Origin of the sequence: Mongoliibacter sp., from assembly GCF_007692705.1 — a bacterium.
In the GTDB taxonomy this organism is placed as follows: domain Bacteria; phylum Bacteroidota; class Bacteroidia; order Cytophagales; family Cyclobacteriaceae; genus Mongoliibacter.
The window spans coordinates 1-26,203 of sequence record NZ_REBN01000102.1; the positions used below are offsets into that span (position 1 = coordinate 1).

Consider the following 26,203-nt stretch of genomic DNA (forward strand, 5'->3'; position numbering starts at 1 on the left):
AACTTCTCCTCTGTAGAATCCATCATGACCCTTGTCCCTGATCAAAGAAAGGGTAGAGGACAAGGCAGGCTGTTTCCAGATTTCACCTGGCTGCACCACTGAGCCTTCATCGTTCCGAAAGTAGTTTTTCATGATGTCATATGAATCATCCATTTCGGTCATCCGGAGGGCAACCTGATACAATCCCCAGGTCATGGGGAAGCCATTTTCAGCCAAATAAACCGAGGGTTGGACCAACTCGGCCCATGGCAAACTTCCGTATTTTTGGTGCGCAAGATACAATCCGGCAACAGTTCCGGGTACACCCACAGCCTTGATGGTTTCATGATTGGATCCTTCAATCAGTTTTCCGTTACTATCCAGAAACAAATCAGGAGTGGCTTTCAAGGGTGCTTTTTCCCTGAAATCAAAAGTAGTGACCTCCCCATCCGATTTCATCAAAACAATAAATCCCCCTCCTCCTATATTTCCGGCCTCGGGGTGGGTTACGGCCAAAGCAAAAGCTGTCGCAATACTGGCGTCAATCGCATTTCCTCCTTTTTTCAAAATTTCAATTCCCACTTCAGAGGCAAGTACATTGTCGGAGACCACCATTCCGTTTTTACCGTAGGTTTGCGCATCGAGGGAGAACTGGGTAAAAAAGAGCGCAAGAAAAATTAGGGAAAGGATCTTGGGGAATTTAATTGTTCTCATAATTGGGAAAAGCTAAATAAAATTGGGTCTTAAACCATTTAAAACTCAGATTCAAGGATAATTGTAATGGTTGATTTCAATTTGAATCAACCGATATCTGAATAAATGCTTTTATTTTGTCTACATCTTCTGTTGTCAATCTACCTGTAAAATCCGGCATGCCCTTATTTGCCAGAGCCCTGTTCAAAACATAGGCTTCCAAATTCTGAATCACCTCAGTCCGGGAATATCCCAAATTAGGAATGACTCCTCCTGGCCGCTCACCAGGATTACCATGACAGATATAACAATAATTGAGGTAGAATTTTGCTCCCAGCATCACGTCCTCCTGAGATTCTATTTGATAACTTACCCCGGAGAGTTTGGGATTTTGTACTTTCTCCGGAAATTCGGGCATCGATTCTTTTCCATCCAGTTTGAAGGTGTAAACCTTGCCTGTAGTTTGTGTTTCGGAAAAGGAATTTGTCAAGCCTGCCGATCCTCCCCAGCCAACTGCAATGGAAATATATTGTATACCCTCCAATTCATAGGTTATTGGTGCAGCGATGACTCCTGTACCTGTTGGGCTTTCCCAAAGCTTTTCTCCATTTTTGGCATTATAGGCAACAAAACGGCCGTCTGAAGTGCCTTGGAAAACCAAATTTCCAGCGGTAGTCAACACCCCGCCATTGGCAGGGGCAAAATGTTCCACTTCCCAAACCTTTTTCTGTTTGACAGGGTCCCAGGCCAAAAGCTTTCCAAAACTGGGATATTCTCTTTTCCCTCCTACCATCATAACACCTGTGTTCCAATTGCCAGCTGCAATGACCATGGTTTCGCTTGGATCGTTGAACTTATACTTTGGATCATGACTCATAAAAAAGGACATATTCTGCGCAGGAATATACACCAGTCCTGTTTGAGGATTAAAGGCCATAGGATGCCAATTATGAGCACCGTGGGGGCCGGGGACAGCTTCATAGGGAATATCATTATAAGCTGCGGATGGGTTTTCAACCGGCCTTCCTGTTGCATATTCAATATGGGATGCCCAATTGATCGGAACGAAAGGCTCACCTGAGATAAATTCTCCATTGGTCCTATCGATCACATAGAAAAACCCGTTTTTAGGGGCCTGCATGATCACTTTTCTTTTATTCCCATTGATTTCAAGATCAGCTAAAATGAGGTGTTGCGTGGCTGTATAATCCCAGTTGTCGCCGGGAGTAGTCTGATAGTGCCAGACATATTCCCCATTGTCGGGATTGAGGGCGACGATGGATGAAAGGTATAAATTGTCCCCTCCATCAGGGCTGCGGTGCTTTCTGCTCCATGGCGAGCCGTTACCCGTTCCCACGTACACCAGATTGAGCTCCGGATCATAGGCCATGGCATCCCACATGGTACCTCCGCCGCCTGCTTCCCAATAGTTGCCTGTCCATGTTTTGGAAGCCTCTTCCATAGCTTTGGATTCAAAAGGCAAGTCAGGATTGCCGGGAACAGAATAAAATCTCCAAACCTGTTTGCCCGTCTCCGCATCATAGGCGGAAATATATCCCCTGACCCCATATTCTGCACCACCGTTTCCAATGATTACATTTCCTTTTATAACCCTTGGTGCACCTGTGATGGTATAGGGGATGGATTGATCTACTGTCAATGTTTCCCATACTTTCTTACCTGTTTTGGCGTCTATAGCCACTAAGCGTCCATCTAAAGAGGCAACAAAAACCTTTCCTTGGTAGAGTGCCGCACCCCTGTTGACCACATCACAACAAGCTTTTTCTGCATATTCTTTGGGGACTTTTGGGTCATATTCCCAGAGTTTTTCTCCTGTCCTGGCATCCAAGGCATACAGTATACTCCAAGGCCCGGTCACATACATGATACCATTACTGACAAGTGGTGTAGCTTCTACCCCTCTGACAGCGTCCATATCAAAATACCAGGCCAATCCCAGGTCTTTGGCATTTTGATCGTTGACTTGATTGAGTTTGCTGAAACGGGTTTCACTATAGTTTGCTCCATAGGTCAACCACTCGCCGGGATTACCTGCTGCATGCAACAAGTCTTCTTCAGTAACAATTTTTTCCTTTTTTGCTGAGGTGCAGGCAAAGGCAATTAAACCAATGAGTATTATAAAAATCCCTTTATTCATAATATTTCTTGTTTTGTAATTACATCCTTTCTTCCCAGTAACCTATAATTCTAATCAATCAGGACATGATACTACAGCAAAATTTATTTTGAGTTACCGGTTTACTGGCAGAGTTGTGTGTATCCATATATGGTTTTACTTATTTTCTGGATTAGTCTCCAATTGTCGATGGTATTTGGCAAACCCTTATCTTCTAATAATATTAAAATAATTCATTGTAAATCAACTGCTTAGGACGAAACGTATCTATTTCTTCCCCAATGAGCGGCTTTATTTTCCGAAGGAGGGTTTAGGATGAGAAGGGAATTCAATTCGATCCGGAATATTTGTTGTGATTGGATTTTGGTCAGCCCGATTTTTTCAAATCCAACCCTGTCTGACGCCAGGCAGGCCCGTTAGGGTTGTGAAATTCAGGGATTGATTACCCTTATTAACCCCACATTGTCATGTGGGGCTAATCAAATTAATTCCCTTCAGGAATTCTCCATAGAAAGCATCCTTAATTAGGATTCGAATTAATTCCACGCCAAGGCGGGCAAGCTCTTCAGAAGTTTTTTTAATAAGAGATCAAAATTTCAATGTCTTGCTGTTTATTTTTTTGATCCCAATTAGATTATCTAAAATTAAATTTGCCTTTATTTTTTGATTATCAACTCTCCTGCATCATCATCAGTAGGTTCCAAACTAGTCAGGTAAAGGTAAAGAGCCTCTAAATCTTCATCCGTCATTCTAGAAAAAGGACCCCAATTCATTTGGGAGATATTAATAATTCTTTCCTGACGAAAACGTGCTTTCCATTCCTCTGCGTTTTTAAATTTGGTCAAGTAGCTGTTGGGGTACAGAATGTCATATTGCTTGTCCCATATAAGTTAAAAATAAGCCAAAAATCCATCGATTACTACTATCAGGAGAATAAGAGCCCTGAAGATAATTTTCTTGAAAATGACTGACAGGGATTGTGTGAGGAGTTTTATTTCTTATTCCACTGTAAAATGATTTCAGTGATAAAAAGGGGGACTACCCAAGAAATCCAAATCAAAGTAGAACCCCTTTCAATAAAGCTTGCCGTTTCTACAAAATAAGGGCTTTCATTAAGCCAACGGAACAATACAAAGGCAAAGGTCACTACATAGCTCCTCACCATCCATTCCTTATGCAATTGTATCCTTCTCAGTAAAATAAACCTGAAGGCCATGCCTGTGGTGGAAATCCAAGCTACAGCCAACCCGATCAAAGCCAAAGTCAATGTCCAATGCACATCTATGGCAGTGGTCAGGGCCAAATTAATGGAACTGATGGTTCCAATCAAAATTCCAGTGATGTAGACCATCCCCATATACCGGTGGGCTTTTATATACCGATTTCTGAATCCCTCCCAAAACTGAAAAGGCCCTAAAACTAAAGCAATTAGGCCACCTAAAATATTACCAATCAGCGGCCATTTTAAGATCCATAAGCTACCAAATACATCTTCATCCAATCCATAGTTTAGTAAGGTGTCATTGATTACAAACTTTCCTGCAAAAATGATCAGAAATACCCAAGCCATTAGTACCAGCCAATTTTTAGTTTTGTTCGGGAAAATGATGAGGTTTTTGACCATCTTAATAAATATTATGCGATGCGCTATCCAAATCGAAAGGCGAATAACCTGAGATTTAAACTCGGCTATCTGACTTCGACCAGAGAGCTGTTCGGCGTGTAAACTCCAAAGCGTGGAGTCAGCAAGAGGAAAACTTTTATTGGTTTAATGCATCATGTAATTTTTTGGTATCAACATACTGTTGGAAAGCAACCACTTTACTGTCTTTCAATGTCCAGAAATGCGCCACTTTTGCATTATTTTAAAATTCCCGTATTACCTTGTCAAAAGCCCGCATTTGCGATAGCCTTTGATGCCGTTTTGTTAATTTATACCCCATAAATTATTAGCTTTTCATGAGAAAGATTCTGTTCGCTACATAGTTGCTTATATGTTTCAAATATTGAATTGGCGTCTGTAACACTTTCAACTTCATCATTTTCATCAATATTCAGATTTGCACCTCTCACTGCGAACCAAATATCAGTGACTTCACTATTGCTTTCTGGAACAGTCAATGTGTGCATAGAATGAGCTGGTTCATAAAGAAAAGAACCCTTCTTGTTCCTATCATCTGGATACTCTTTATAATACCACTCTCCTGAATAAGTAACCGCTAACACTGGTCCGGTATGGTAATGTTTAGTAATTTCTGTTCCAGGTTCAAATTTCATCTGAATTATCCATAATCCATCGGCAAGGTCTACCATCAATAATTTCAGTTTAATTCCTGGTGTAAGTTCGATATATGGCAAATCATTTTCTCCTATGTGAGTAGCATGGGATAAAGCTTTTAATTTTTGACCGATTTCAAATTCTGAGTTTAGGGAGGGATTAGATTTGAAATCCCTGTACTTTTTGTTGTCGTCTGCAGTTGCAAAGCGAGACACTAAGGCAAGTGCTGCTGTTCCTAAAATAAATTTTCTTCTCTCCATAATGTCTTGATTTCAGTATTAAATCATAGTAAAAGGCAATAGTAAGCGCATAGGTGCAATAGCAAATTAGAAGCGCTTCCCTGTAGGTTTAGCCTTGTTTTTCTTCATACTCAAAGCTCATTATCGTTTTTATAAATTTGCTTTACGTTGTCCGCCATCTACAGCCAGGCATGTTCCAACAACCCAACTGGCACAAGGTGATACAATGAATGTCGCTACCTTGCCTATTTCGTCCGGAGTTCCCAGTCTTCCGCAATGAATCGAATTGAGTGCCCAATCGTACATTGGTCGGTTATGCGTTTTGGCCATTTCCCAAAGTCCGCCGGGAAACTCTACTGAACCTGGAGCGAGCGTATTAACTCTGATATTGTTTGGTGCCAATTGAATAGCTATTGTTTTAGAATAGCTAATGATAGCAGCTTTTGCCGCGGCATAGGCAGGAGGCGAACCCGCTTCAAGTCCTGAACCTGATGATATGAACAAAATATTACCACTGCCTGCCTCAAGCATCCAAGGGATTACTTTCCTCGTGCCTCGCACACTTCCTAGTAAATCTACATTGATGGATGTTTCCCAGTCACTGAAATCATCTAACTGTTGGGCATTTCCTACATCGCAGCTTAATGCAATGACTTTAACGCCTTTTTCCATCAACTCTTTTTCAGTCTTTTTCAATCCTTCCTCACCGCGGACACAAATGGCCACGTTGACTCCTTCATCGGCAAGGTTTAGAGCAATGCTTTTTCCACTTCAGGTCTTAGGTTGAAATATTCAGGTTTAATCATTTATCATTTTATGCAAATTTTTTGTTCAAAGAGGATAGTAAAAAAGACTAAACTGAGACTCAATTTTCTTTTTAGTATAGTCTTTTTTTTAAAACACTTAATTGCTCTCTGACATTAAACGCTTAGCCTCTTCGGCTCTTTGCCGAGAAGGTTCCATACCTAGTTCAGCGGCTTTTTCATAATGTTGGAATGATTTTTTATAGTCCTTGACATTCATATAATATTCACCCATACTGTCAAACGCATTTGCTTCATTTGGGGCCATTTTGATGTATTTTTTGAAGGCTGATTTGGCTGATTTCAAATCTCCATTCTCCATATGCGCATATCCCAGCAAATTGTAACATGCTGAGCATTTGGGATCTAATTTGACAAGCTTTTTTCCATTTTCAACTGCAGCTTGGTAATCATTAAGAATCCAATAATTCACAACCACGCCCATTTCATACACTTGTGGAACATCAGGATAAGCTGTCACCAAATCGTTAAGAACAGGGGATAAGTCTCCTTTGGTATCTTTTTTTAATATTTCCAATGCTTTCCGCATGGATTTTTCTGCAGGATTCAATTGGCTTTCCGGGATCGCCAAGGCTTTGCCAGCCACCTGCTCAAAACCATCGTTTTGACCTAATCCCGCCATGCTAAGGGCAAGGTGCGCATATGCCATAAAGAAATTCGGATCTTCTTTTACAGCTTTCTGTATAGATTCACTGTAAGCCTTGAGATCCGCATGTTGACTAGAAATCACAGCATCATAATAATATTGCTTGGCTGCATCAGAAGCTGTGGATACAGGTAAAAAGTATTCTTGGGCTTGGACTGCCTGAAATACCATAAGAAGAAGGATAAATAGTGATAAATTTTTCATTTTTTTCATATTTAATGGTTACTGATAGAAACTATTTACTCGAGATTAATTAACCTGAATCTACTTTTTGATTTTTAGAATTGAAACCAATCAAGGACGAAGCAGCTGTTTTTCTGTCCGAATGCATGGATTTATTTTCCCAATAAAAAATCAATTGGTAACTCTCCTTTGTTCCTCCTGGGATCCTACTTTTCTGTTCCTTGTTCCTTTGATTTTACTATTGCCAAACTTGTAAGTATAGGTGGCCATAAATACCCTTTTTTCAAACTTGAATCTGCCTGTAATTTCCAAATCAGCACCTTCAAATGATTGCCATCTCAATTGGCTGGTTTCAAAGATATCATTGCAGGAAATTCTCAAAACGCCCGATTTTTCAAAGTCTTTTTGGATCCCAAGATTGACAAAACCTCTTGAAAGCCAATTGAAATAGCCATTGATGGTGGGCGAATTATAATTACCCATCAACTCAATGGTGTATTTTTTAGGAAGGTTGAAAGTATTGGTCAAGACCACTTGAATGCCTTTCTGGTCAACCTCAAAAACCTCCCCATTTAACTCTGAATTGACTCTTTGATAATTTGCCGTGAAATTGTTTTGGCTTTCCCACCAGGAAGTTATTTGCAAGGGAAAAGCAACCATCATGGCAAGAGTCTTCCTTTGATCAAGATTTTCCGTTCTTAAGAACACGGTATTGGTCTCTTCATCAAGTGTAGGTTGAAAGGAAGCTATTACATTCTTATCTGTGCTGTACTGCACAAAGAAGATCATACTCTTGTAGGAATAATCTGTTTTGAGAGTGTTGGTATAGGTAGGCAGTATATTTTCATTTCCAGCAAAAAAGGTAAAAGGGTCAGAAAAAAACACAAAAGGTGCCATCTCATTGAAAGTAGGACGGGTAATCCTGCGCCCATAGGATACCTGAACCAAATTGTCGGCATTGATTTTTCTGGATAAAAATGCCGTTGGAAAGAAATCCCCGTAATGCCTGTCAACGATTTTCTCTCCTAAAACAGTAGTCAGATTGGTTTTGGTGTTCTCGTACCTTAGTCCTCCATTCAATGTTGTCTTTTTATCAAACTCAATTTTAGCGGTGGAAAAAGCAGCCAATATATCTTCATTGAGAAGACCATCATTGGTGAATTTTGGATCAATTAACCATTCTGATTCCAATTTCTCTTCGAAAACCACGGTATTGGTGAATTGTGAAAAAGTAGCTCTGACACCAGATTCAACAGCTATTGATTTTCCGATTTTCATGGAGTGGTTAAGATCTGCCACCCAAAGCTCGATGGGGGTATCTTTGGTTATTCTGAATTCCTCTGAACTGATCAAATCATCGGATTCATTGTAATTCATAATGGTGTACCAGGAGGGATTGGAATTTTTGTAGGTCAGGTAATCCACATTGGTACTGAGAACCTGCCCGTTTTTAAAAGTATGTTGAAGATTGATATTGCCCATAATATGGCTCCATTTATTCACCTCTTCCGTTGTCATCCTGAAAAGGGTGTCCGGGGAGATGGAATAATTGGAATTGGTAATATTGGGGGCCGTCATATCCCAACGGTTATTATAGCCACTGACTAAGCCACTAAAGATGGTCCTAGTACTTAATTTGTAGTCAAATCCTGCCTGATAATTGATGGACTTTCTTGAGGAAAACCGATCGGTGTAGGTATCAATTGCAATGTCTTCAAATCCATTGTTATTGCCTCTAAAGGCTTCCCATAATGCTACCTGGTCTACATAAGTTGAGGACAAAATGCCGAACCAGCTGAATTTTGGTCCTTGATGGTTGAGACTGAAGCTCATATTGCCATTATAGCCAGATCCATAGCCTTGGCCGATGGTCAGGATACCATTGGTGCCTATCATCGCATTGTCTTTCTTCATCACGATATTGATAAAACCTGCGTCGCCATCCGCATCATAGTTGGCAGGAGGAACGGTTATAATTTCAATTTTTTCAACATCACTCGAATTCAGACCTGCCAGCATCTGATAGGCGGCCTCTATCGGCATCCTGAACCTATGTCCGTTCATTAGGATAACTACACCGTTTTTCCCCAATAGGGAAAGGGAATTACTCTGCCTGTTGACCATGACCCCCGGAGACCTGTCCAATACATCGATGACCGACAATCCGGCAGCTGAGATGCTGTTCGCTACATTAACCACCATTTTCCCCTGTTCCAGCTCAAAAAATGGCCGGGTGGCATTTACAGTCACTTCTTCCAGGTTTTGGTCTTCCTGAACCAAAATGATTGTTGCCAGATTATTCTTTTCTGTTCCCAAAAAACTGAATACCGGTGAATGGGTTTTGGCATATCCCAGGATATGTACTTCAACATAGTATTCCCCTTTAGGTATTTCAGTAAAAATATAGCTTCCAGATTCATCGGAAACAACCCCTTTCACCATAGCGGAATCAGGCTTATTCCAAAGCAATACATTGGCAAATGACATCTCTTTGGATTGTGAATCTTGAATCTTCCCCTGAATAATTCCCTGGGAAAAAGCCGTGGTAATCAACAAGAAAAACAGAACTGGCAAAAGTAATCTCTTCATAGCATGGTTTAGGTACATTTTAAAAATCTATACTTATCTATACTTTATAATAGAAATATCCTGATAATCAGGTGAAAGTAACTATGAACAAGGACTAAAGGGTAGTTATTCTATCCGAATGCAGGGGTTTATTTTCCCAATGAAAAATAGAAAGTGGGATTATTCAAGTCATCTCTAAAATCCTAAGCCAAACAAGGAATTGAATATGAATGTCATTTATATTGTGAGGAGAAAAATTAAAAAGCCAAAAAAAATTGAGTTTTGGGACTTGGTGGAGTATTCACTTGCTTTTCAATCCGAATATGAAAAAGGCCTGCCTGCCTTTCAGTACCAGGATTTGGGCAGGTTAAAACTTACATGATTTTAAATACATAATTAAGCGATATTCGCTTTCTTAAAAAGTAAAGAAACTATTGTTCCATTATTGTTTTCATAAGTCAATTTACCACCCAATTGCCTCGTTAAGAGATCAACTAGCTGTGTACCAAACCCAGTCCCTTTGGAGGGTTGATTGGGATCTTTCCCAATACCATCGTCCATGATGATCAGCTGGAGGTCAACTTCTTTTTCGGCTTCTTTGGCGATCGGGTTTAAGCTGATTTTGATCGTTCCTGTATCTTTGCCCTCAAAAGCATATTTCAGGGAATTTGTCAACAACTCATTCGTAATCAGACCAATAGAAATTGCTGTGTCCACATCAAGAACTAATTTTGGCATATTACACTCCACTTTGATTTTACCATTGACATTGAAAGAATCTAAGATGTTTTCACTCAAATTGATAAAGTAATCACGCATTTCAATCGAAGCCAGATTATCTCCCTGATAGAGTTTTTGGTGAATCATCCCCATGGAGTGAACTCTGTTCTGGCTGGAAATCATGGCCTCTTGTACCGAAGGGTCATCTATCTGAGAGGATTGTAGTTGCAATAAGCTTGACACGACTTCCATATTGTTTTTTACCCGGTGATGAATCTCCTTTAATAACAATTCATTTTCTGCATTCCGCTTATCAAGCAATTTATTTTTTTTGGCTAATTCTCCATTCAGTACTTCTAGCTTTTGATTGACTCTTTGTTTTAGCCTGTAATTTCTATATAATAGTAATAGCAATCCGGTACCTAGGAGTAGGGCAAAAAGAAAATAAGTCTGTTGTTGCTGTTTTGTGAACAGCTCTTTCTCCTGCTGAAGAAGATTCACCTGCAATTCACTTTCGCGAAGGCTTCTTTCGTTTCTTTCTAATTCGATAATATCATTGACCTCAGAATACTCAATGTAGTGTTCAAGTGCCTTTCTGTAGTCACCCATTTGCTCGTAAACACTATATAACTTATTGATAAAATAGGCTGTATTTGATTTTGTATTGATTTCTATAGATGAATTCTTGGCTTGTTCATAATAATTAATTGCATCATCATAGCGGCCTTCTTCTTTGGCAATGTCTCCCAAACGGGAATGTGAAAATTGATAAGTATCAATAGTTGTCAAGTTATAGTCCTCCAACAGTTTTATGTTTTCAATCAAATAAGATTTTGCTTCTTCGGATTCCCCCCTGTTAATCAGGTTATTTCCCATGGAGTAATAATACCAAGTATGATGAAAGGGATTGGTAAGTTCAGGTAAGAGTTCTTGAAACCGATCCATGTAAAAATCAGTAGAATCTGGATTTGAATTTCTAAAATGATAAGTCAACAGTTTGTAGGTAATTACAAGTGCCTCGTTCTTTTCCGGATAGTCTGAATTCTGATAGCCAATCATGCTTTCCTTTAAGTATTGAACCCCTATTTCTTCCTCTTCAGGCAATCCATATTGATAGTAAAACCTACCCTTGTCTTTCAAAACCTTGAGTTGAATTTCAGGTCTTGGGTCCTCCTTGAGCAAACCCAATGCTTTTTCAAAAAGCTCAAGTCCTGGTTTTGGTTCACCTCTTATAATCTTTATCAAAGCCCAATTGATCAACAAATCATATCCCAAAACTTTATCTTTTTGGTCGTCGGGAATTTTTTCATAATACGACCAGCCGATAGGTGCAAGTGAATCTACCACTATAAAGTTATGGGACCTATTGGACCTGTCGGTAATATCCCTGTACAAATTGGCCAAACGTTCATATTGAATGGGTCTACTATTATATAGTAAGGCAGCAGCGGTATCAAGGTAAAAAACTGTACTGTCACGGTTGAAATTCTGCATTTCCCTAAACCATAATGCCTTTTCTCTAAAAGTATCACTCAAATCAGCAACTTGATCTGGCGAAAGATTTTGAGCAGAAGTTGTAGCAAATACGAAAAAAAGAAAGAAAAAAAAGGGAGTTTTCATTTGAGTTTATGATATTGTTCGTTTGATGTATCATAGAAATTAATTTGGATTTAATTTCCTTTAACCGGGAATCTCGTAAGATCTTTAGAAAATTTCTTCGGTTTTTTTATGAATTTCCAAAATTATAGCATTTAGCCATTTCTTAAAGATGTGAAAAATTTTGAATTTTTTATAACCAAAACATATTCAATTAAAAAATCAGGTGAATTTTAGATAATTGGAAATGCTATTTATGTGCAGGTAATCGTTATATAATAGATTTGTTTTTGTTTAACATTCAGAGTTAAAAGTGGGGGATATTTCTATAAAATATTCTTTGCAGGGTTAATTGAATTAAACCCCATGAAAAAAATATGTTTGTTATACTCCATGTATACAAATATTTATTCCTTAATTGAAAATCCGTAAGTCCATTAAAATTTCTTTTGCTTTTCCAGCGAATTAACCAATTCAAGTAGCTTCTTTGAGTGGGGGTTTTTGCTGGTAACTCAAACTTCTCCATAACCACTCAACAGGTCCTAAATGATAATACCGCAACCAAATCGGGTTTGCTATCAACCGGAAAATCCAGGTAGGAAATACCACATACCAGTAATTCGAATCGCTCCAACTGACCAAAGATACCAAATCCTACCCTCGTAAATACAAAAATGCAAATGCCAGGATGTATCAGGTAATTGATGGTAGGGCTTGTACTTGCAGTCTTGGTTTGCAGTCTTTAAGTCAAAGAAATGGGGTTTGAAACCGATTAAATTTTTCGATTCCTCCCCCCAAGTCTCTATCAACTAAACAAATAAGAATTTTTGTTTTATTTCATGCCTTGCAGACACTTATATCTTTATATAGGTAATGGACATAATTCCAAGTATTTCCAAAGATGACCTGAAAGCGTCCTGAAGCTCCTCTTTCTTTACCTTACCGACTTTTCTACTGTTCGGCAGCAATACCAATAGCTGAGAAGGTAATAGAGCAATACTGAAGGGTAATTTTTATTGATAATCTCAAATGATCATTCAAAGGTGTTTTCATAGCCATTTATTTTATAAATTTTAATTTCTATTAATAAGGCCTTATTAAAAAATGATCAGGGACGAACGTAGCTACAAACTGTCCCAATGGGTGGAATTACTTTCCGAATAAATCCTAAAATGTAAATTACTATCTTTTGAAATCATTTATATCGCTACACTTATAGTATAAAACAATTTTTATTCAGTGTTTTTTGATTTTTTTCTAAATATTCTTTTGTCTCAATCATCTTTCAAAAATCAAAACCCTGAGTATAAGCGGATTCTTGATGAAACCGATGATTTTGGTTCCGATTATCTGAATGTTATGGAGTATGGAGTATCAAAAATCAGGGATGATATTTTAAGGTTGATGGCAATGGCTTATTCGGATATGAGTAATCTGTTTTGGAAACTTGGTAAGTACGTAAAAGGTGTTGAGTATGGGAAAAAACCCATTGTGCTTTTTGAGGATAGGGGGATATTTGATGTGGATTTTGATTTTACCTTTCACGTTTTAGGCAACAATCTTTTGGAGCTTAAAAGGCACGATGAGGCTTTATGTTATTTTCAGAGATCAATCGCGATTAGCGAAAAATATAAATTCTACAAGAACCTAAGTGATTCTTATATGCCCTTAGCAAACTTTATAGACAGACTGAAAACTATAAGGTAGCAGAGGAATCAGGAAAAGAGGCCTTGAAATATGCGGAATTAATGGAAAATGATTTTATGGTTGTCCGCTCGCCGCTTTCACTAGTGAAGTTGAAAAATCAAGAGGGTGACTTTAACTCAGCAATAAGGTATCTGAAAAGCAGCATTAATACTGCAGATATAGATTTTGGTGGTAATTTTTATTTAAGTCTGATTTATAAGAAATTGAGTTTGGCATATGAAGGAAGTAATAATGTCCAAAAGTCTTTTGAATCTTTTAAAAAATACCATGAACTGACTCAGCTTATTTTCAATGCAGAGGCAGATCAAAGGCTTACTGAACTTCAAACTGAAATGGAAGTAAATCAGAAGGAGAGTACCATATTACTTCAAAAGGCAAAGCTAAGGGAACAGGGAACAATTCAGTTATTTATACTGGCTCTTACAAGCCTCATGATTATTTTTTTATTTTTTTTTATATGGATTTTTTGCGTGTAAAGAGAAATACAGTTTGCTTTTAGATCAAAAAAATAAGGAAAAAGGATTTCTACTAAAAGAAATTCACCATAGAGTAAAAAATAATCTTGAAACTGTATCAAGTCTTCTTGCCTTGCAAGCTTCGCAAATTGAAAGCCGTGAATTACAAGAAATTATGTTAGAAAGTCAGAATCGTGTACATTGTAGGGGAATGATTCATCAAAAATTGAATTAAGAGGAAAATATTGCAGTTATTGAGATGAAGAACTACTTCTCTAATTTGGTAGGGTTTGTTATTGATTCATTTAATACTTCAGACAGAATTATTTTTCATTGTGATATGGAGCTTTTGGAAATGGACGTGGAAAATGCAATACCCCTTGTGTTAATTGTCAATGAGCTGATTACAAATTCGCTTAAATATGCCTTATACGATAATCGGGAAGGTGAAATTGCCATTCACTTAAGTAAAAACAGTTTCTTTCTAAATTTGAAAGTGAAAGATGATGGAATTGGGATGCAAGATTTGAAAGAGGTTGAAGGTTCTGGATTTGGCAGCCAATTGATCAATTTATTGACCAAACAATTTGAAGGTAAAATGTCATCAACAACGATCAAAGGGGCTGAAATAAATTTTTGATTTCACTTTAAAAAAGTAGCATAATGAATAGAGTTATTAAGGTTTTGATTGTAGAAGATGATATGATTATAGCTGCAAACATTTCTCTCCAACTTTCAAAATTGGGATATGAAGTGACCGGTATTGAGTCTAGAGGGGAGGATGCCATCAATCATAACCGAGAAAATCATCCTGATATGATCTTGATGGATATTAATTTGAAAGGGGAGATCAACGGTATTGAAACGGCTAGGATTATTAAGGAAGATAGCGATGTGGCCTTAATTTACCTTACAGCAAATACAGATGATACCTCTTTTCAAAAAGCAAAGGAAACCAATCCTTATGCCTTTATTTCCAAACCTTTCAATAAGGTAAATTTAGAAAGGACTATTGCTTTGGTGGTAGAAAAAATCAAGGATCGACAAAATAATTTATCAGAGCAAAATACTTTTGTTGAAAGTTTGGAGGATAGAATTTTTATCAGAAACAATGGCAAATTAATTAAACTGATGCTGGAGGACATTCATTATGTGGAGGCAGATAGAAATTACTGTAATATTTACACCGCCGAACAACAATATGTTTTGGTGAATACCTTAAATACATTTTCTGAAAAAGTAATGAATAATTGTTTTTTGAGGGTCCACAGGTCCTTCATAGTAAACCTGAAAAAACTCGATGCAGTTGCCGAAAATCATTTAGAAATCAACAGAAAAATTATTCCTGTGAGTAAAATGTATAAGGATAGTTTACTGTCAGCCTTAAAGAGAATATAAGGACAAAAAAAGAAATGAATGATTCCAATAATAAATACGGACTTAGGCTTTGCTTATTTAGAGCTTTTATGATTGAACGCTGTTTTGTCAGTGAGCTCAAGTTCTAATATTGATATTTGCATTAGGTCAGTCTTGACAAACCTGGATGGGTTATCAAGAAATAACGTGGGTGTAGCGGACCAAAATGAATCAAAAAGCAGATATTTTATTAACTACTGGCATCATTCCGTATACATATTTTTTTTACCTGAGATTAAAGAATTCTTCCTTCAGAATAGAGGTCATAAGCAGCAACCAAAGTCCTGTGCTCAGGGGAGTTGCCATAGCGGGCAAATTTCTGTATTTCTGAGCGGTTCTCGGCATATGCAACCCTATATTCGGAGTCTAATTCATCCCATATCACCAATAAATATGCATATGGAATGATGCTTTCCCTTCCATCAACTAACCAATTTTCAAAAAGTGATTCTTCAAGAGGGCCAGGGTAGTCGGGACTGTCAAACATATCATGTTATTTTATTGAAAAGCAAAAGTAAAGCTAATGCTACCATTCCCAAAATCCAGAAGTTAATTTTGGATTCAGATCAGAATTTGTGCGATTGGTATTAGTTCTATAACCTGAATCAGTTGTCCATTTTCAATCCCAAATAGATTAGATAGTTCAGTTCCACAATACTTCCTATTGCTATGAAATCTCCGGGTTTAAACCGGAATGGAGCGTCGCTTACAAATCTGGAAGTAGGAGATTATAACAAATTAAGATGTAAAATTCTATAAATCTCCATTCGGATAAAACCTGTGCAGGAAATAGCTTCAATTTGGGTTTTGAGGACAAAGTCTAAGAGATCATCTTCTGAAAAAAGCGCCTTTAACCTCTCCAATTCCTGATCGGAGAGATATAATTTGATTAAATTCCCTATCTTTTTGAGCTTTATATAGTAGAAAAATAGGGGGTTGCTAAATAAATCTTTTAGGTTATTTTTGGGTTTTAAGAAGCATCAGTGCCATCTGTGATCACCTTTTGCAGTATGCCTGCAAACTCAAATAATAGGGGAGAGGTCATGATCAAAGGATTTTTCCTTCCTTCTATAAAAATTTCGACTGCTCCGCCCTTAGTGTCCAGATAAATATCCCGGACTTTTCTAATAGGGTAGGACCTCGTATTTCTTCCCTCTTGAATTTCCAATACCCTATCGGTTACTCTGATGGTGCCCTCCATATCCAGCTGAAAGCCCACGGTCTTGTATCGGACCTTATCAGCTTGCCAGGTTTCCAGAATTCTTTGCTGTAATAATCTTCCCTGGGCCTCAAAGAAGGCCTGTTCTTTGCCCACTGCTGTCCTGCTAAGCTTTACCGGAGTTAAAGGTTCAATCTGTAATTGTCTCAAGCGCTGAAATTTTTCTATAAGTTCTTTTTCAGCATGAATCATGCTTTCGGGAATACCCCATGAGGATTCAATTTTAGAGATGAGTTCCTGTTCTGAATGGTTAAGTTGATGATCAGCCAACACGAACTCCACAGCTTCAGTGTATTGGGAGATTGCGATTTCCTGTATAAGCTCTTTTTCAATGGGTAGGAATTCGGAAAGCTCATTTAAATTCAAAATTTCGCCTTCAGTAAGTTGTTTTTCAAGCCATGAATTGAGAATGATTGGTGCAAGCTCTGCTTTGGATTTATGATCTAGGTTATCAGTATTTTTTTTCCAGGAAATCTGATTTTGATCCAGTGGTTTAAGATTTTTTAAAGTATCAAAAGCCAACAGTATGTTATTTCGTTTGCTTCTCTGTTTGTTGTAATAAATCAACATAAATAGACCTATAACAGCAACTCCTAACTTGAGACTAAGGTCTCCCATCAGCAGACTTATGCCCAAAAAGGAAAAACCACCAACAAGTAACAAAGGGTTGTTTTTCTGGAAAATATCAGGAAAAAGTACTTCTTTTTTATCCAATGCTGTATTGGCAGCATACGTCAAGCCGGTGTCGGTAAAAATTTCTTCTTCAGTTACACTTTGTCTCTGCCCAATGGATGGTTTCGTACCTGGACCCACTGCTCCGAGATTTTTCCTGTAATAAAGTCCATGTCTGCCTCCATGCACGTAAGACCTACCCTGAGAATTGATGCCAATCCGAGCACCTGTAACGCCAGCGGAAAGGCCTAAACCACTTTTTGAAAGGTTTACCCTTAGTGGTCCAAAATTGATTCCTTTTCTTAAGTAAAAAGCCATAGGTAATAATAAATCAAAAATTCAGCAAATCCTTAGTGCTTTGGTGAGGATTCAAGAAAAACGATAAAAAAATAGCGAGGTCACCCCTGCCTCGCTAGGTTTTTAAAAAATATTTCACCTTCTGATATCAAAACTGCCCTCTCTGACAACCAACCGATCGCCTGATTGTGGAGAAACTATATCAAAGTTGAAATCACCCCAAATTCGAGTATCTGAAATCCCTCTGATGCGAAGCACGCCTTGTTCCACTTCAGAAAATATAGTAGCGTTTCTATTCTCATCCCACCAGGTTACTCCGACACCCATTCTACCTAAATCTCCACCTGCTAAATAGGAGTCTCTTAAAGAATATAATCCAGTAGTGAGCTCAATTTCATCTTCATCATACATCTGTATTCCAATCAAAAACTCAGAGTTGGCCTCATTGGATCCATCATAAAAATCAAAGCCATTGACATACAGCTCAAATTCAGGGATGTATTGGGCTACAAAAGAGCCGTTGGCTTCAAATTCTCCAGTAACAGCGTCAGAAGCTTTAAAATTTGAATTTGTCTGAGTGTTCTCATTGATGTCTGTATCGTCTTCAACACAGGAACTGAATAATAAACTTGAAAATAGAATTAGTAAAATTGAACTGATAATGTGATTTTTCATTGTTGATTTTTTTGATAAAAAAGGATAAAGTAATCCCCGGAAGACTTCTTTTGAAAATCTTTACATAGGAGTTAAATGGATATGAATTGTTATTCTGGAATTTGAGAACCTTGTATTTTCTTTCTGACGATCAAAAAAGAAAGTGTTCCTCCCAAGAGAATAAAGATGATGCTTCCTGCCAAATACCCTTTGCCATAAGCGCTCAGTTCAGAAAAGTCACCAATGTACTTGAAGAAATTATACATGCCTATGGTAAGCAAAAGCAAGGATATAATAAGAATAAAGTTTCTCATTGTCTTAGAGAAGGGGAAGCTTTCACTTCCCCTTTAGGTTATTATCTTGTTACTTTAGTCGTAGTTGGCGTATAGATTCCAAAGGTGATCATGTTAAGTAAACCATCCACAAAAGTATGCTGAATGTGTACGTCATAATCAGCTGCTCCGTTTGCCATTTGCTTAGGATCAGAGGTGCCGATCGGTGCCAATCCGTAAATAAGGTAATGGTTTTTCTGAGTAACAGTTGCACCAGTTTGTGCACCATTCCCAACGCTGAACTGATAAGTGTAGCATGAACTCGTCCCTACGAGTAAAAGTCCTGCCATAAGAAGACTGTAAAATTGTCTTTTCATAATGTTAAAATTTAGTTAATAAAATTGATTAAGATGAATTTTCAATTTGTTTTGGTTTGTTTTAGAACCTACACATCAAGAAAACTCTATTTACTAATTATATACTAATATAACTGAATATTATAATTGAAATACAATTATAGAAATAAAAAACTAGTTTAAAATAGATAGTTATTGTACTGCGATTCTCGATTAGAATTTCACCTTTAACAGATAGAGGTCACCTTCAGGCCAAGTACAGCAAAGGTCAACTTCTACTTATGATGTCAAAAAACTCTATCAACAAATATCTTTTTTGTTTACTAACCGGTAATGAATTCCCATCGTCCATGACTACATAGCCACCATCCGTTTTATTGTATTGTTTGAGATATTTGGGGTTGATAAGGTAGCTTTGGTGGATCCTTAAAAACATATAATTGCTGAGCGTTTTTTCTACATCTTTGAGGGTCTTGCTGATCAGCTTGGTTTCTCCCGTGCTCAGAAATATTTTAGTATAATTGTTTTCACTTTGGCAATATAGAATTTCCTCTGTTTTGAGGAATTCAAAACCATTCACAGTGGGGATAGCGATTTTACTTTTCACAAAACCTTCATTCTTGATTTTAGCCAAAAGTTCCTTCACAGCGGATTCATTCATCAGGTAAGCTCTTTTTTGATTGTCTTTTTGCCAGTCTGCCAGGACTTCCTCCAATTCATCCACATCAACAGGTTTCAGTAAAAAATTAAATGCCTTGTTTTTAAATGCCTGCAGGGCATATTCACTGTAAGCAGTCGTAAAGATTACATCAAAATCAAATTCCCCCAATTGATCAAGCAACTCAAAACCATTTAGCTGGGGCATTTCCACATCTAAAAACAGGATATCCACTTTTAGTTTGGGAAGTTCTTGCAGGGCTTCCATGGGTTTGGAAGTCTTGTATATGATGTGGTGGTTGAGCGACAATGATTCCAGGTCCAATTCAAGGCTCTCGATACAGTGTTTCTCATCATCTACTATGGCAATGTTCATGATTGATTTATTATTTGGGTTCTTCAAGCTTCTTCCAAATGAATTTGAACTTCGGTTCCATTGGGTTTGTGGTGTTCATCCGTGTGGTCCAATGTAGTCATGTTCATATTTATTTTGGTAATTTTATTGAATAGTTCCATCCTTTGTTGGGTAATGGTTACTCCCATACTTTTGTGTTTGGAGGATGTTTTGACAGGTTTCATTTGTCTTCCCACCCCATTGTCTCTTATTGAAATCGTTACCCCATCTTTATCTTTGGTGATGGCAATACGAAGTTTTTTAAGGTCCGCATCACTTGGAAGCAAGCCATGCCAAATGGAGTTTTCCACGAAAGGCTGTAAAATCATTGGAGGAACCTTAGTGTTTTTGAGGTCCTCAAGAGAAATATCCTTGAGACAGAATTCAAAGTCAAATTTCTCCTGAAAACGGTTTTCTTCAAGCTGAATGTATTTTTTGGTAAGTTCAAGTTCTTCTTCCAGTGTAACTGTGGTCATCTTTCCAGTCTGAAGAATGTCTCTTATAAACCTACTCAAGGTGGTCAGGTATTTGATTGCTCCTTTCTTTTGGTCTTTTTGGATAAGGAGCTTGATTGAATTGAGACAATTGAATAAAAAGTGTGGATTCATTTGCATACGAGTGGCCAAGATCTCAGCCTGCAACAGGTTGTATTGATATGCTGACTCAAGTTCTTGTCTCTTTTGTTCTTCTTGCTGAATGGCAAGATTTTTCTTGAGATTGAGGTTTCTAAGACTTAGGATAATCACCAAGGTGATTGCTAGGATGGCTAAAATTAAACCAAAAAGCATTGTTTTTTCCCTTTTGAATTTTTCTTCAGCAACCAAAAACTGTTGTTCCTGAAGCTCTTTATCGCTTTGTAATAAACTGAGTTCAGCTTCTTTCTTTTCAAAATCGTACTCCATACGTAATCCGGCGATGGTAGCCTCCTGTTCGGTCAGGCTCAAGCTGTCTTTATAAGCCTGGGCTGTTTTGAAATAAGCCAATGCCTGTGCAAAATTGCCATTGGCCTCATATGTTTCTGATATCAACCGGGCACTTTCCATGATAAGTGCTTTATTATTGAGCGCTTTGGCCATTTGGTGTGCTTGCCGTAAGTATTCCAGGCTTTTTGCAGTTTTTCCTGTCTGTGAATTGACTTCACCAAGAGCAATGAGCATGCTTGCTACTTTGTGTTCCTGACCTAATTCCTCAAATACCCCAAGTGCTTTTTGATAATAGTCTTCTGCAAGTTGAAGATTTCCCCCCTCTTCCAAATAGCTGTGTCCATAGTATTCATAGGTCATGCCGATCCCGTGCTGATCCTTTCTTTCTGTGTTGATGATCAGCAATTCGTCCAAGTATTCCCTTGCGGTTATATATTCCTTTTTTCTGGAGTAATAACTGGCAATGGAGAGGTAATTCATAGCCATTCCCAGGGTATTTCCTCTTTCTTCTTCAGTTTGAAGTGCTTTCATATAAAATTCAAGCGCTTCCTCACTTTTTCCTTCTATATAACTAAGGGAATTGCCAAGTCCATTTGAAGCAATAGCGATATTTCTCAGGTCATTGTTCTCCTCTGCTATTTTGAGGGCAAATAGGTAATATTCCACAGCCAGATCGTAAGCCTGATCGTATCGAGCGGAAACCCCTGCATTGTTGGCAAAGCGCATCTTGAAATAAGGATCTACATCCATATCTCTGACCAAGCTTACTGCCCGGATATGCAAAGGGATGGATTTTGCGAACTGAGAATGATACCTGTACAACAAGCCAAGATTGTCCAGGCTTTCAGCAAATAATAAAGTGTCTGAATGATTCTCTGCCAATTCCACAGCTAAATTGGCAAAATAAAAATCTTCAGTATCAGCAGGATCAAGACGGTGGATTTGTCTGGCAAGGTGCATTGCTGTCCGGATTTTGATAGAATCATCTTCGGAAATGCTGATTACGTTGCGTAGACTGTCTAATTCATCATTGGCCTGTACAGAAAAAAAGAAGAGTGAAAGAATCAATGACAGGAAAAAATGTTTAAACTGCATTTTATACTATTTAAATTTATAATTGGGTTTAACCTTTTATTTATATAGACTCTCTAAAGATTAATCACCCCTTAAAAAGCTAAATATAGTTCGGTTTTCCAAATAAAACCTCATCCATTTTAGGTAAAAATAAAAGTATCAATCGATTTTACCAGAAAGTATGTTTTTTAAAGGATTGTATCTTTTGGTAAATTATTTATAGAAAAAATCAAAAAATATTTTTGAACCATCTCAGTTAGAATTATTGCTTTGCGGGTGAGTTATGATTATAAATCAATTATTAATTGGGTAAGTTACTTTTTTAAAATATAAATAGAGTTAATAATCAGTTTTTTTAAAATATTATATTGATTTATATTTGAGAAAGAGTGAAAAGTAATTTTTGAAACTCTAATATTCACATCACTAAATCAATATTTCAATCATGGTACAGAAAAAAATTTTCAGAGTAGCTCTCATTGCATTATTCTTATTTCCTATTGTCACACATGTGCAGGCTCAGGCTTTTAAGGAAAAGGACTTGGTTTTGAACGCTGGTCTAGGGCTGGGAAGTACCTATGCAGCAGGTCTATGGGGCGGTGGTTTTGGTTTGCCAATAGGAGTAGGAGCAGAGTATGGGGTCGCCAGCCTTGAAAAAGGTGTTATTGGAGTAGGGGCGGAATTCGGCTATGTAGGATATAATTTTTATTCATTGACTACTTTTGGGGTAAGGGGCTCCTTCCATTTTGCAGAGCTTTTGGAGCTTGAGAAAGACAATTTAGACCTATACGGAGGTTTGGGATTATATTACAGGAATTTCAATTTTGAGGGGACAGCATTTGCTACCGGAGGAGCTTTTCTCTCATTTCATGCAGGTGCCAGGTATTATCTCTCTGAAAAATTCGGAGTTTATGGAGAGATAGGAAACACTTGGGCATGGCTGAATCTAGGTGTAGTTTTTAAGATCAATTGATCCAAAACCCCAAATACAGGAATCCTTTATTTTAGAATAATTGATGAAATATGTCTTGTTCAAAATAAGGGTCTAACGAGAATTGAAAAACAAGCCATTGAAATCCCTGAACAAAATTCTTTTAAAAAAGGAATGGTGATTTATAGATCTTATAGATCACCCATTTTAAACTTATAGAAATTGGGGTAAACTGAAACCGATACTAAATTTAAGTCAATTGAATTTTACAAAATTCAATTTATTCTTTAACCGAAAAAAATGAAATCAATAAAAAGTCTATCAGCTCTTCTATTGTGCGTTTTGTTTTTGAGTGGCTCATGTAGCAATGATGATTCAGAACCTGATCTTAACAATTGTAATGTGGAAGCCTTTGAAGCCTATGCAAGAGTGGTTGAACTCGCTACTGAATATGGAGAAAATGCCACAACCAGTAATTGTAATGCACTCAAACAAGCTGCTCAAAATGCAAAAAACGTCCTTCTACGATGTAATTTATGGGACGATGATGATGAAATTGAAGATATCATCAATTTAGATTGCTCCTAATCTGGAGCCACATTTAACCTATGAAATCATAAATATGAAAATTATAAAAACAACGCTATCATTAAGTAGTATGCTTGTCCTTGTTTTGCTATTAACGGCATGTGATGGCAATGACAATGGATCTGACCCAACTTCAAACGCAGACGATTTTCAACTTGAAGTTTCAGGAGATTTTCAGACTACGGCATCCGGCTTTGCTGATTTTGATGGGATGTCTTCTTTTGGGGTCAACACATGGGAAATAAGCATGAACGATAATAATCCTCAAAGCCTTAGTCTTCAGCTGATGTTAACTTCATCCTCATCAGATGTATCAAGACCTTCACCTGGAACTTATGAGATTGGTTTTGAACCAAATAGTGCTGCTGTTTTTACAGCAATATATACGCACATTCCAGAAGGTGATTTTATGGCTTCAGAAGAATATTCGACTTTATCAGAAGGATATGGCGGAACACTAACAATCACTTCCTCATCTGAAAATAGGGTGGAAGGTAGTTTTAATTTTTCTGTAGCAAAAACAGATGATAATTTCAATGTAACAGGAGAAATAGAAGTAATTGGAGAATTTACCGCAAGTAAACGGATGAATTAAAACACTTAAAAAAGATTTGAGGCAAATTCACTACATCAGTTTCATTTTCCTTACTATTTCTATAAATTGAATCTTTACTTGGATTCAACTTTAAATAAGAATATGAAACTACCGTATTTAATAAGTATCAATCGCCTCAAATCTTTTACCGCAGTCATGGCTGTACTTTTCTTTTTCGGTTCCGATGGTTTTGCCCAAAAGGAAAAAGAAGAAAACAAAAAGAGGAAAACGTATAAGGAACTCAATGCCGAAGCTTATCCTGATAAAGAGGACAATTTGGATGGGACTTTCACTGGGGTCAATAATACTGTGGGTTTTTCCGTTAATGAACCCAATCCTCATACTACCATGACGTCTACTGCAGAAAATGAGGATATTATTGGGCGCTGGAACATAACCATGGATAAGGATGGGAAGGAAGCCCCTTCCTGGCTGGAGGTGAAGCTTTCAGGCTTCAAAGTTCTGACAGGACAATTTGTAGGTGATGATGGCAGTGCAAGACCCATTTCGCAGGTCAATTTTGAAAATGGCAAGGTCAGTTTCAGTATCCCACCGCAATGGCAGGATACCGACAAGGATCTTGATTTTGAGGCTGTAGTTGAAAATGGAAAGCTGAGAGGCAGGATACATCATCCTTCCGGAGGAACATACGATTTTGTAGGTGAGAGAGCACCTTCTTTGAAGCGGGAAGGAAATCCAACCTGGGCCGCACCCATCATGCTTTTTAATGGAGAAAACCTGGAGGGTTGGTATGCCGATAAGGATCAAAACCAATGGAAGATAGTCAATGGTATTCTTACCAGTGAGGCATCAGGGGCTAACCTGATTTCAGATCAGAAGTTCGACGATTTCAAATTGGATGTAGAGTTTAGGTACCCTGAAGGCAGTAACAGTGGGATTTTTCTAAGAGGGCGATATGAGGTTCAGATCCAGGATGATAAAGGCAAGGAAGCCTCATCTGTTTTGTTTGGTGGAGTGTATGGCTTTTTGACTCCCAATGAAATGGTGGCCAAATCTGCTGGGGAATGGCAGACTTTTGAGATTACCCTGATAGGAAGACGCCTGACCATTGTAGCCAATGGCAAAACCATTATCTGCGATCAGGTCATACCGGGAATTACAGGGGGAGCTTTGGACAGTCATGAAGCCTTGCCAGGCCCGATCATGCTGCAGGGTGATCATGGACCTGTAGAATTCCGGAGAATTATACTTACTCCAGCTAAATAAAGACTCCAACTTTTAAGTCCTATTAGGCAAAGAGATTTGTATTGGGAATAGGCCCTTTGGGTGGATTGGATTTATAAAAAATTCTTTAGTTTTAATTGAAATATATCAACAATATTGATGATATCATTCTATTTCGGCATGCTATCAACTATTATTGGTGATAGCAAACGTTATAGCGCATACAAGAAATATCTATCACAATAGCGAATATTACTTATCGTTTATCAGAGTCATCGCAATTTCAATTTCAAGATCCTTAATTCTGATAAAATCCTCTATAGTATAATTGACTTTAATATCTGGAATTATTCCCCTTCCTTTTACAGGAGTTTGGGAAACCGCATTTTGAATTTGAAAAAGAGGTATCACTATTCTTATTTTGGAATTGGGCAGGTTCAAAACAATCTCTCCATTGCTCGTATTCCCTTCAAAAGTGCCACCAGTTTCCTCTCCAACAAACATACCTAATTGATACTCTCTGGCTAATGCAGCAAAATCAGCTGCCGTTGAAAAAGTTTTGCCATTGATCAAAAAATAAGTCTTACCTTGATAAACATCAGAATATGGACTTTTTAATCCAAGTGTAGGATGACTGTCTTGTAAAAAAAAATTCCCTGATGAGTCCTTATTTACTATCTGTGACATTATTGAATTCAGTGATTCCCCTTCTTCTGTGTAAGAAAGAAAAGTATATTGGTCTGTGGAGGAACGCAGTGAACGATGGAACGAGAAAGGTTCATTTACCAAATATTTCAAAAGTTTGATGGCATATAAATCATTACCTCCTCCATTGTCCCTCAGATCAATTATCAAATCACTGACATTGTTTTCCTTTATCTCCCAAAACGCATCTTCCAACCATGGTTCAAAATCAATAACCTCTGAATCCATAAAGGTTCCGAT

General features: G+C 37.8%; 27 protein-coding genes. 9 read left to right on the forward strand and 18 right to left on the reverse strand.

Annotated elements, in window-relative coordinates:
* The 10 genes from EA341_RS03960 to EA341_RS18990 form a co-directional block, all read right to left on the reverse strand.
* Nucleotides 1–693, reverse strand: a 693-nt coding sequence (locus EA341_RS03960; protein ID WP_293011520.1) for a gamma-glutamyltransferase, incomplete at its 3' end; no start/stop codon positions are given.
* Between the two features lie 76 nt (nucleotides 694–769).
* Nucleotides 770–2,830, reverse strand: coding sequence for a PQQ-dependent dehydrogenase, methanol/ethanol family (locus EA341_RS03965; RefSeq protein WP_293011522.1), 2,061 nt, complete (start codon nucleotides 2,828–2,830; stop codon nucleotides 770–772).
* Nucleotides 2,831–3,465: 635 nt separating this feature from the next.
* Nucleotides 3,466–3,654: a hypothetical protein gene (locus EA341_RS03970; RefSeq protein WP_293011524.1), complete on the reverse strand. Its 189-nt coding sequence runs from the start codon at nucleotides 3,652–3,654 to the stop codon at nucleotides 3,466–3,468.
* 146 nt (nucleotides 3,655–3,800) lie between these two features.
* Complete coding sequence (locus EA341_RS03975; protein WP_293011526.1) at nucleotides 3,801–4,379, reverse strand: DUF2306 domain-containing protein; 579 nt, start codon at nucleotides 4,377–4,379, stop codon at nucleotides 3,801–3,803.
* 362 nt (nucleotides 4,380–4,741) lie between these two features.
* Nucleotides 4,742–5,347: a 2,4'-dihydroxyacetophenone dioxygenase family protein gene (locus EA341_RS03980; RefSeq protein WP_293011528.1), complete on the reverse strand. Its 606-nt coding sequence runs from the start codon at nucleotides 5,345–5,347 to the stop codon at nucleotides 4,742–4,744.
* Between the two features lie 129 nt (nucleotides 5,348–5,476).
* Nucleotides 5,477–6,085, reverse strand: a complete 609-nt coding sequence (locus EA341_RS03985) for an SDR family oxidoreductase (RefSeq protein ID WP_293011564.1) — start codon at nucleotides 6,083–6,085, stop codon at nucleotides 5,477–5,479.
* A 144-nt stretch (nucleotides 6,086–6,229) separates the two neighbouring features.
* The gene (locus EA341_RS03990; RefSeq protein WP_293011530.1) at nucleotides 6,230–7,000 is read right to left on the reverse strand and encodes a tetratricopeptide repeat protein; all 771 of its coding nucleotides are present in this window, start codon (nucleotides 6,998–7,000) and stop codon (nucleotides 6,230–6,232) included.
* Between the two features lie 150 nt (nucleotides 7,001–7,150).
* Nucleotides 7,151–9,568, reverse strand: coding sequence for a TonB-dependent receptor family protein (locus EA341_RS03995; RefSeq protein ID WP_293011532.1), 2,418 nt, complete (start codon nucleotides 9,566–9,568; stop codon nucleotides 7,151–7,153).
* A gap of 375 nt (nucleotides 9,569–9,943) precedes the next feature.
* Nucleotides 9,944–11,887 (reverse strand): histidine kinase dimerization/phosphoacceptor domain -containing protein, encoded by a 1,944-nt coding sequence (locus EA341_RS04000; protein WP_293011534.1) that lies wholly within the window; start codon nucleotides 11,885–11,887, stop codon nucleotides 9,944–9,946.
* A gap of 450 nt (nucleotides 11,888–12,337) precedes the next feature.
* Nucleotides 12,338–12,472, reverse strand: coding sequence for a DUF418 domain-containing protein (locus EA341_RS18990; protein WP_367126921.1), 135 nt, complete (start codon nucleotides 12,470–12,472; stop codon nucleotides 12,338–12,340).
* A gap of 660 nt (nucleotides 12,473–13,132) precedes the next feature.
* Here EA341_RS18990 and EA341_RS04005 point away from each other — a divergent pair.
* The 5 genes from EA341_RS04005 to EA341_RS04020 are packed head-to-tail and all read left to right on the forward strand — an operon-like array spanning nucleotide 13,133 to nucleotide 15,423.
* Nucleotides 13,133–13,570 carry a tetratricopeptide repeat protein gene (locus EA341_RS04005; RefSeq protein ID WP_293011536.1) on the forward strand — a complete coding sequence of 146 codons (438 nt, stop codon included), beginning with the start codon at nucleotides 13,133–13,135 and terminating at the stop codon, nucleotides 13,568–13,570.
* 41 nt (nucleotides 13,571–13,611) lie between these two features.
* A complete protein-coding gene (locus EA341_RS04010) occupies nucleotides 13,612–14,046 on the forward strand; it encodes a hypothetical protein (protein WP_293011537.1) in 435 nt (144 codons plus the stop codon).
* A 13-nt stretch (nucleotides 14,047–14,059) separates the two neighbouring features.
* On the forward strand, nucleotides 14,060–14,260 hold the full coding sequence (locus EA341_RS18995; protein ID WP_367126924.1) for a histidine kinase dimerization/phosphoacceptor domain -containing protein: 201 nt from the start codon (nucleotides 14,060–14,062) through the stop codon (nucleotides 14,258–14,260).
* A 24-nt stretch (nucleotides 14,261–14,284) separates the two neighbouring features.
* Nucleotides 14,285–14,665 (forward strand): sensor histidine kinase, encoded by a 381-nt coding sequence (locus tag EA341_RS04015; protein ID WP_293011539.1) that lies wholly within the window; start codon nucleotides 14,285–14,287, stop codon nucleotides 14,663–14,665.
* Nucleotides 14,666–14,688: 23 nt separating this feature from the next.
* Nucleotides 14,689–15,423 (forward strand): response regulator, encoded by a 735-nt coding sequence (locus EA341_RS04020; protein ID WP_293011541.1) that lies wholly within the window; start codon nucleotides 14,689–14,691, stop codon nucleotides 15,421–15,423.
* 253 nt (nucleotides 15,424–15,676) lie between these two features.
* Here EA341_RS04020 and EA341_RS04025 read toward each other — a convergent pair whose 3' ends face one another.
* The 7 genes from EA341_RS04025 to EA341_RS04055 form a co-directional block, all read right to left on the reverse strand.
* Nucleotides 15,677–15,928: a hypothetical protein gene (locus EA341_RS04025; RefSeq protein ID WP_293011543.1), complete on the reverse strand. Its 252-nt coding sequence runs from the start codon at nucleotides 15,926–15,928 to the stop codon at nucleotides 15,677–15,679.
* 483 nt (nucleotides 15,929–16,411) lie between these two features.
* Complete coding sequence (locus EA341_RS04030; protein ID WP_293011545.1) at nucleotides 16,412–17,650, reverse strand: DUF4236 domain-containing protein; 1,239 nt, start codon at nucleotides 17,648–17,650, stop codon at nucleotides 16,412–16,414.
* 114 nt (nucleotides 17,651–17,764) lie between these two features.
* Nucleotides 17,765–18,304 (reverse strand): hypothetical protein, encoded by a 540-nt coding sequence (locus EA341_RS04035; protein WP_293011547.1) that lies wholly within the window; start codon nucleotides 18,302–18,304, stop codon nucleotides 17,765–17,767.
* An 89-nt stretch (nucleotides 18,305–18,393) separates the two neighbouring features.
* The gene (locus tag EA341_RS04040) at nucleotides 18,394–18,597 is read right to left on the reverse strand and encodes a hypothetical protein (protein ID WP_293011549.1); all 204 of its coding nucleotides are present in this window, start codon (nucleotides 18,595–18,597) and stop codon (nucleotides 18,394–18,396) included.
* Nucleotides 18,598–18,638: 41 nt separating this feature from the next.
* Entirely contained in the window at nucleotides 18,639–18,932 is a 294-nt protein-coding gene (locus EA341_RS04045; RefSeq protein ID WP_293011551.1) for a Bor family protein, read from the reverse strand.
* A 247-nt stretch (nucleotides 18,933–19,179) separates the two neighbouring features.
* Complete coding sequence (locus tag EA341_RS04050; protein WP_293011553.1) at nucleotides 19,180–19,944, reverse strand: LytTR family DNA-binding domain-containing protein; 765 nt, start codon at nucleotides 19,942–19,944, stop codon at nucleotides 19,180–19,182.
* 23 nt (nucleotides 19,945–19,967) lie between these two features.
* A complete protein-coding gene (locus tag EA341_RS04055) occupies nucleotides 19,968–21,980 on the reverse strand; it encodes a tetratricopeptide repeat protein (protein WP_293011555.1) in 2,013 nt (670 codons plus the stop codon).
* Between the two features lie 424 nt (nucleotides 21,981–22,404).
* Between EA341_RS04055 and EA341_RS04060 the strand changes: the two genes are divergently transcribed.
* From EA341_RS04060 to EA341_RS04075, 4 genes are all read left to right on the forward strand, one after another.
* Nucleotides 22,405–22,932, forward strand: a complete 528-nt coding sequence (locus EA341_RS04060) for a hypothetical protein (RefSeq protein WP_293011557.1) — start codon at nucleotides 22,405–22,407, stop codon at nucleotides 22,930–22,932.
* Nucleotides 22,933–23,190: 258 nt separating this feature from the next.
* Nucleotides 23,191–23,478: a hypothetical protein gene (locus EA341_RS04065; RefSeq protein WP_293011558.1), complete on the forward strand. Its 288-nt coding sequence runs from the start codon at nucleotides 23,191–23,193 to the stop codon at nucleotides 23,476–23,478.
* A gap of 34 nt (nucleotides 23,479–23,512) precedes the next feature.
* Entirely contained in the window at nucleotides 23,513–24,073 is a 561-nt protein-coding gene (locus EA341_RS04070) for a hypothetical protein (protein WP_293011560.1), read from the forward strand.
* Between the two features lie 102 nt (nucleotides 24,074–24,175).
* Nucleotides 24,176–25,300 (forward strand): DUF1080 domain-containing protein, encoded by a 1,125-nt coding sequence (locus EA341_RS04075; RefSeq protein ID WP_367126931.1) that lies wholly within the window; start codon nucleotides 24,176–24,178, stop codon nucleotides 25,298–25,300.
* A 210-nt stretch (nucleotides 25,301–25,510) separates the two neighbouring features.
* On the opposite strand, the gene EA341_RS04080 is transcribed toward EA341_RS04075, so the two are convergent.
* Nucleotides 25,511–26,203 (reverse strand): S41 family peptidase (locus tag EA341_RS04080; RefSeq protein WP_293011562.1); only part of this gene is annotated, 693 nt, incomplete at its 5' end.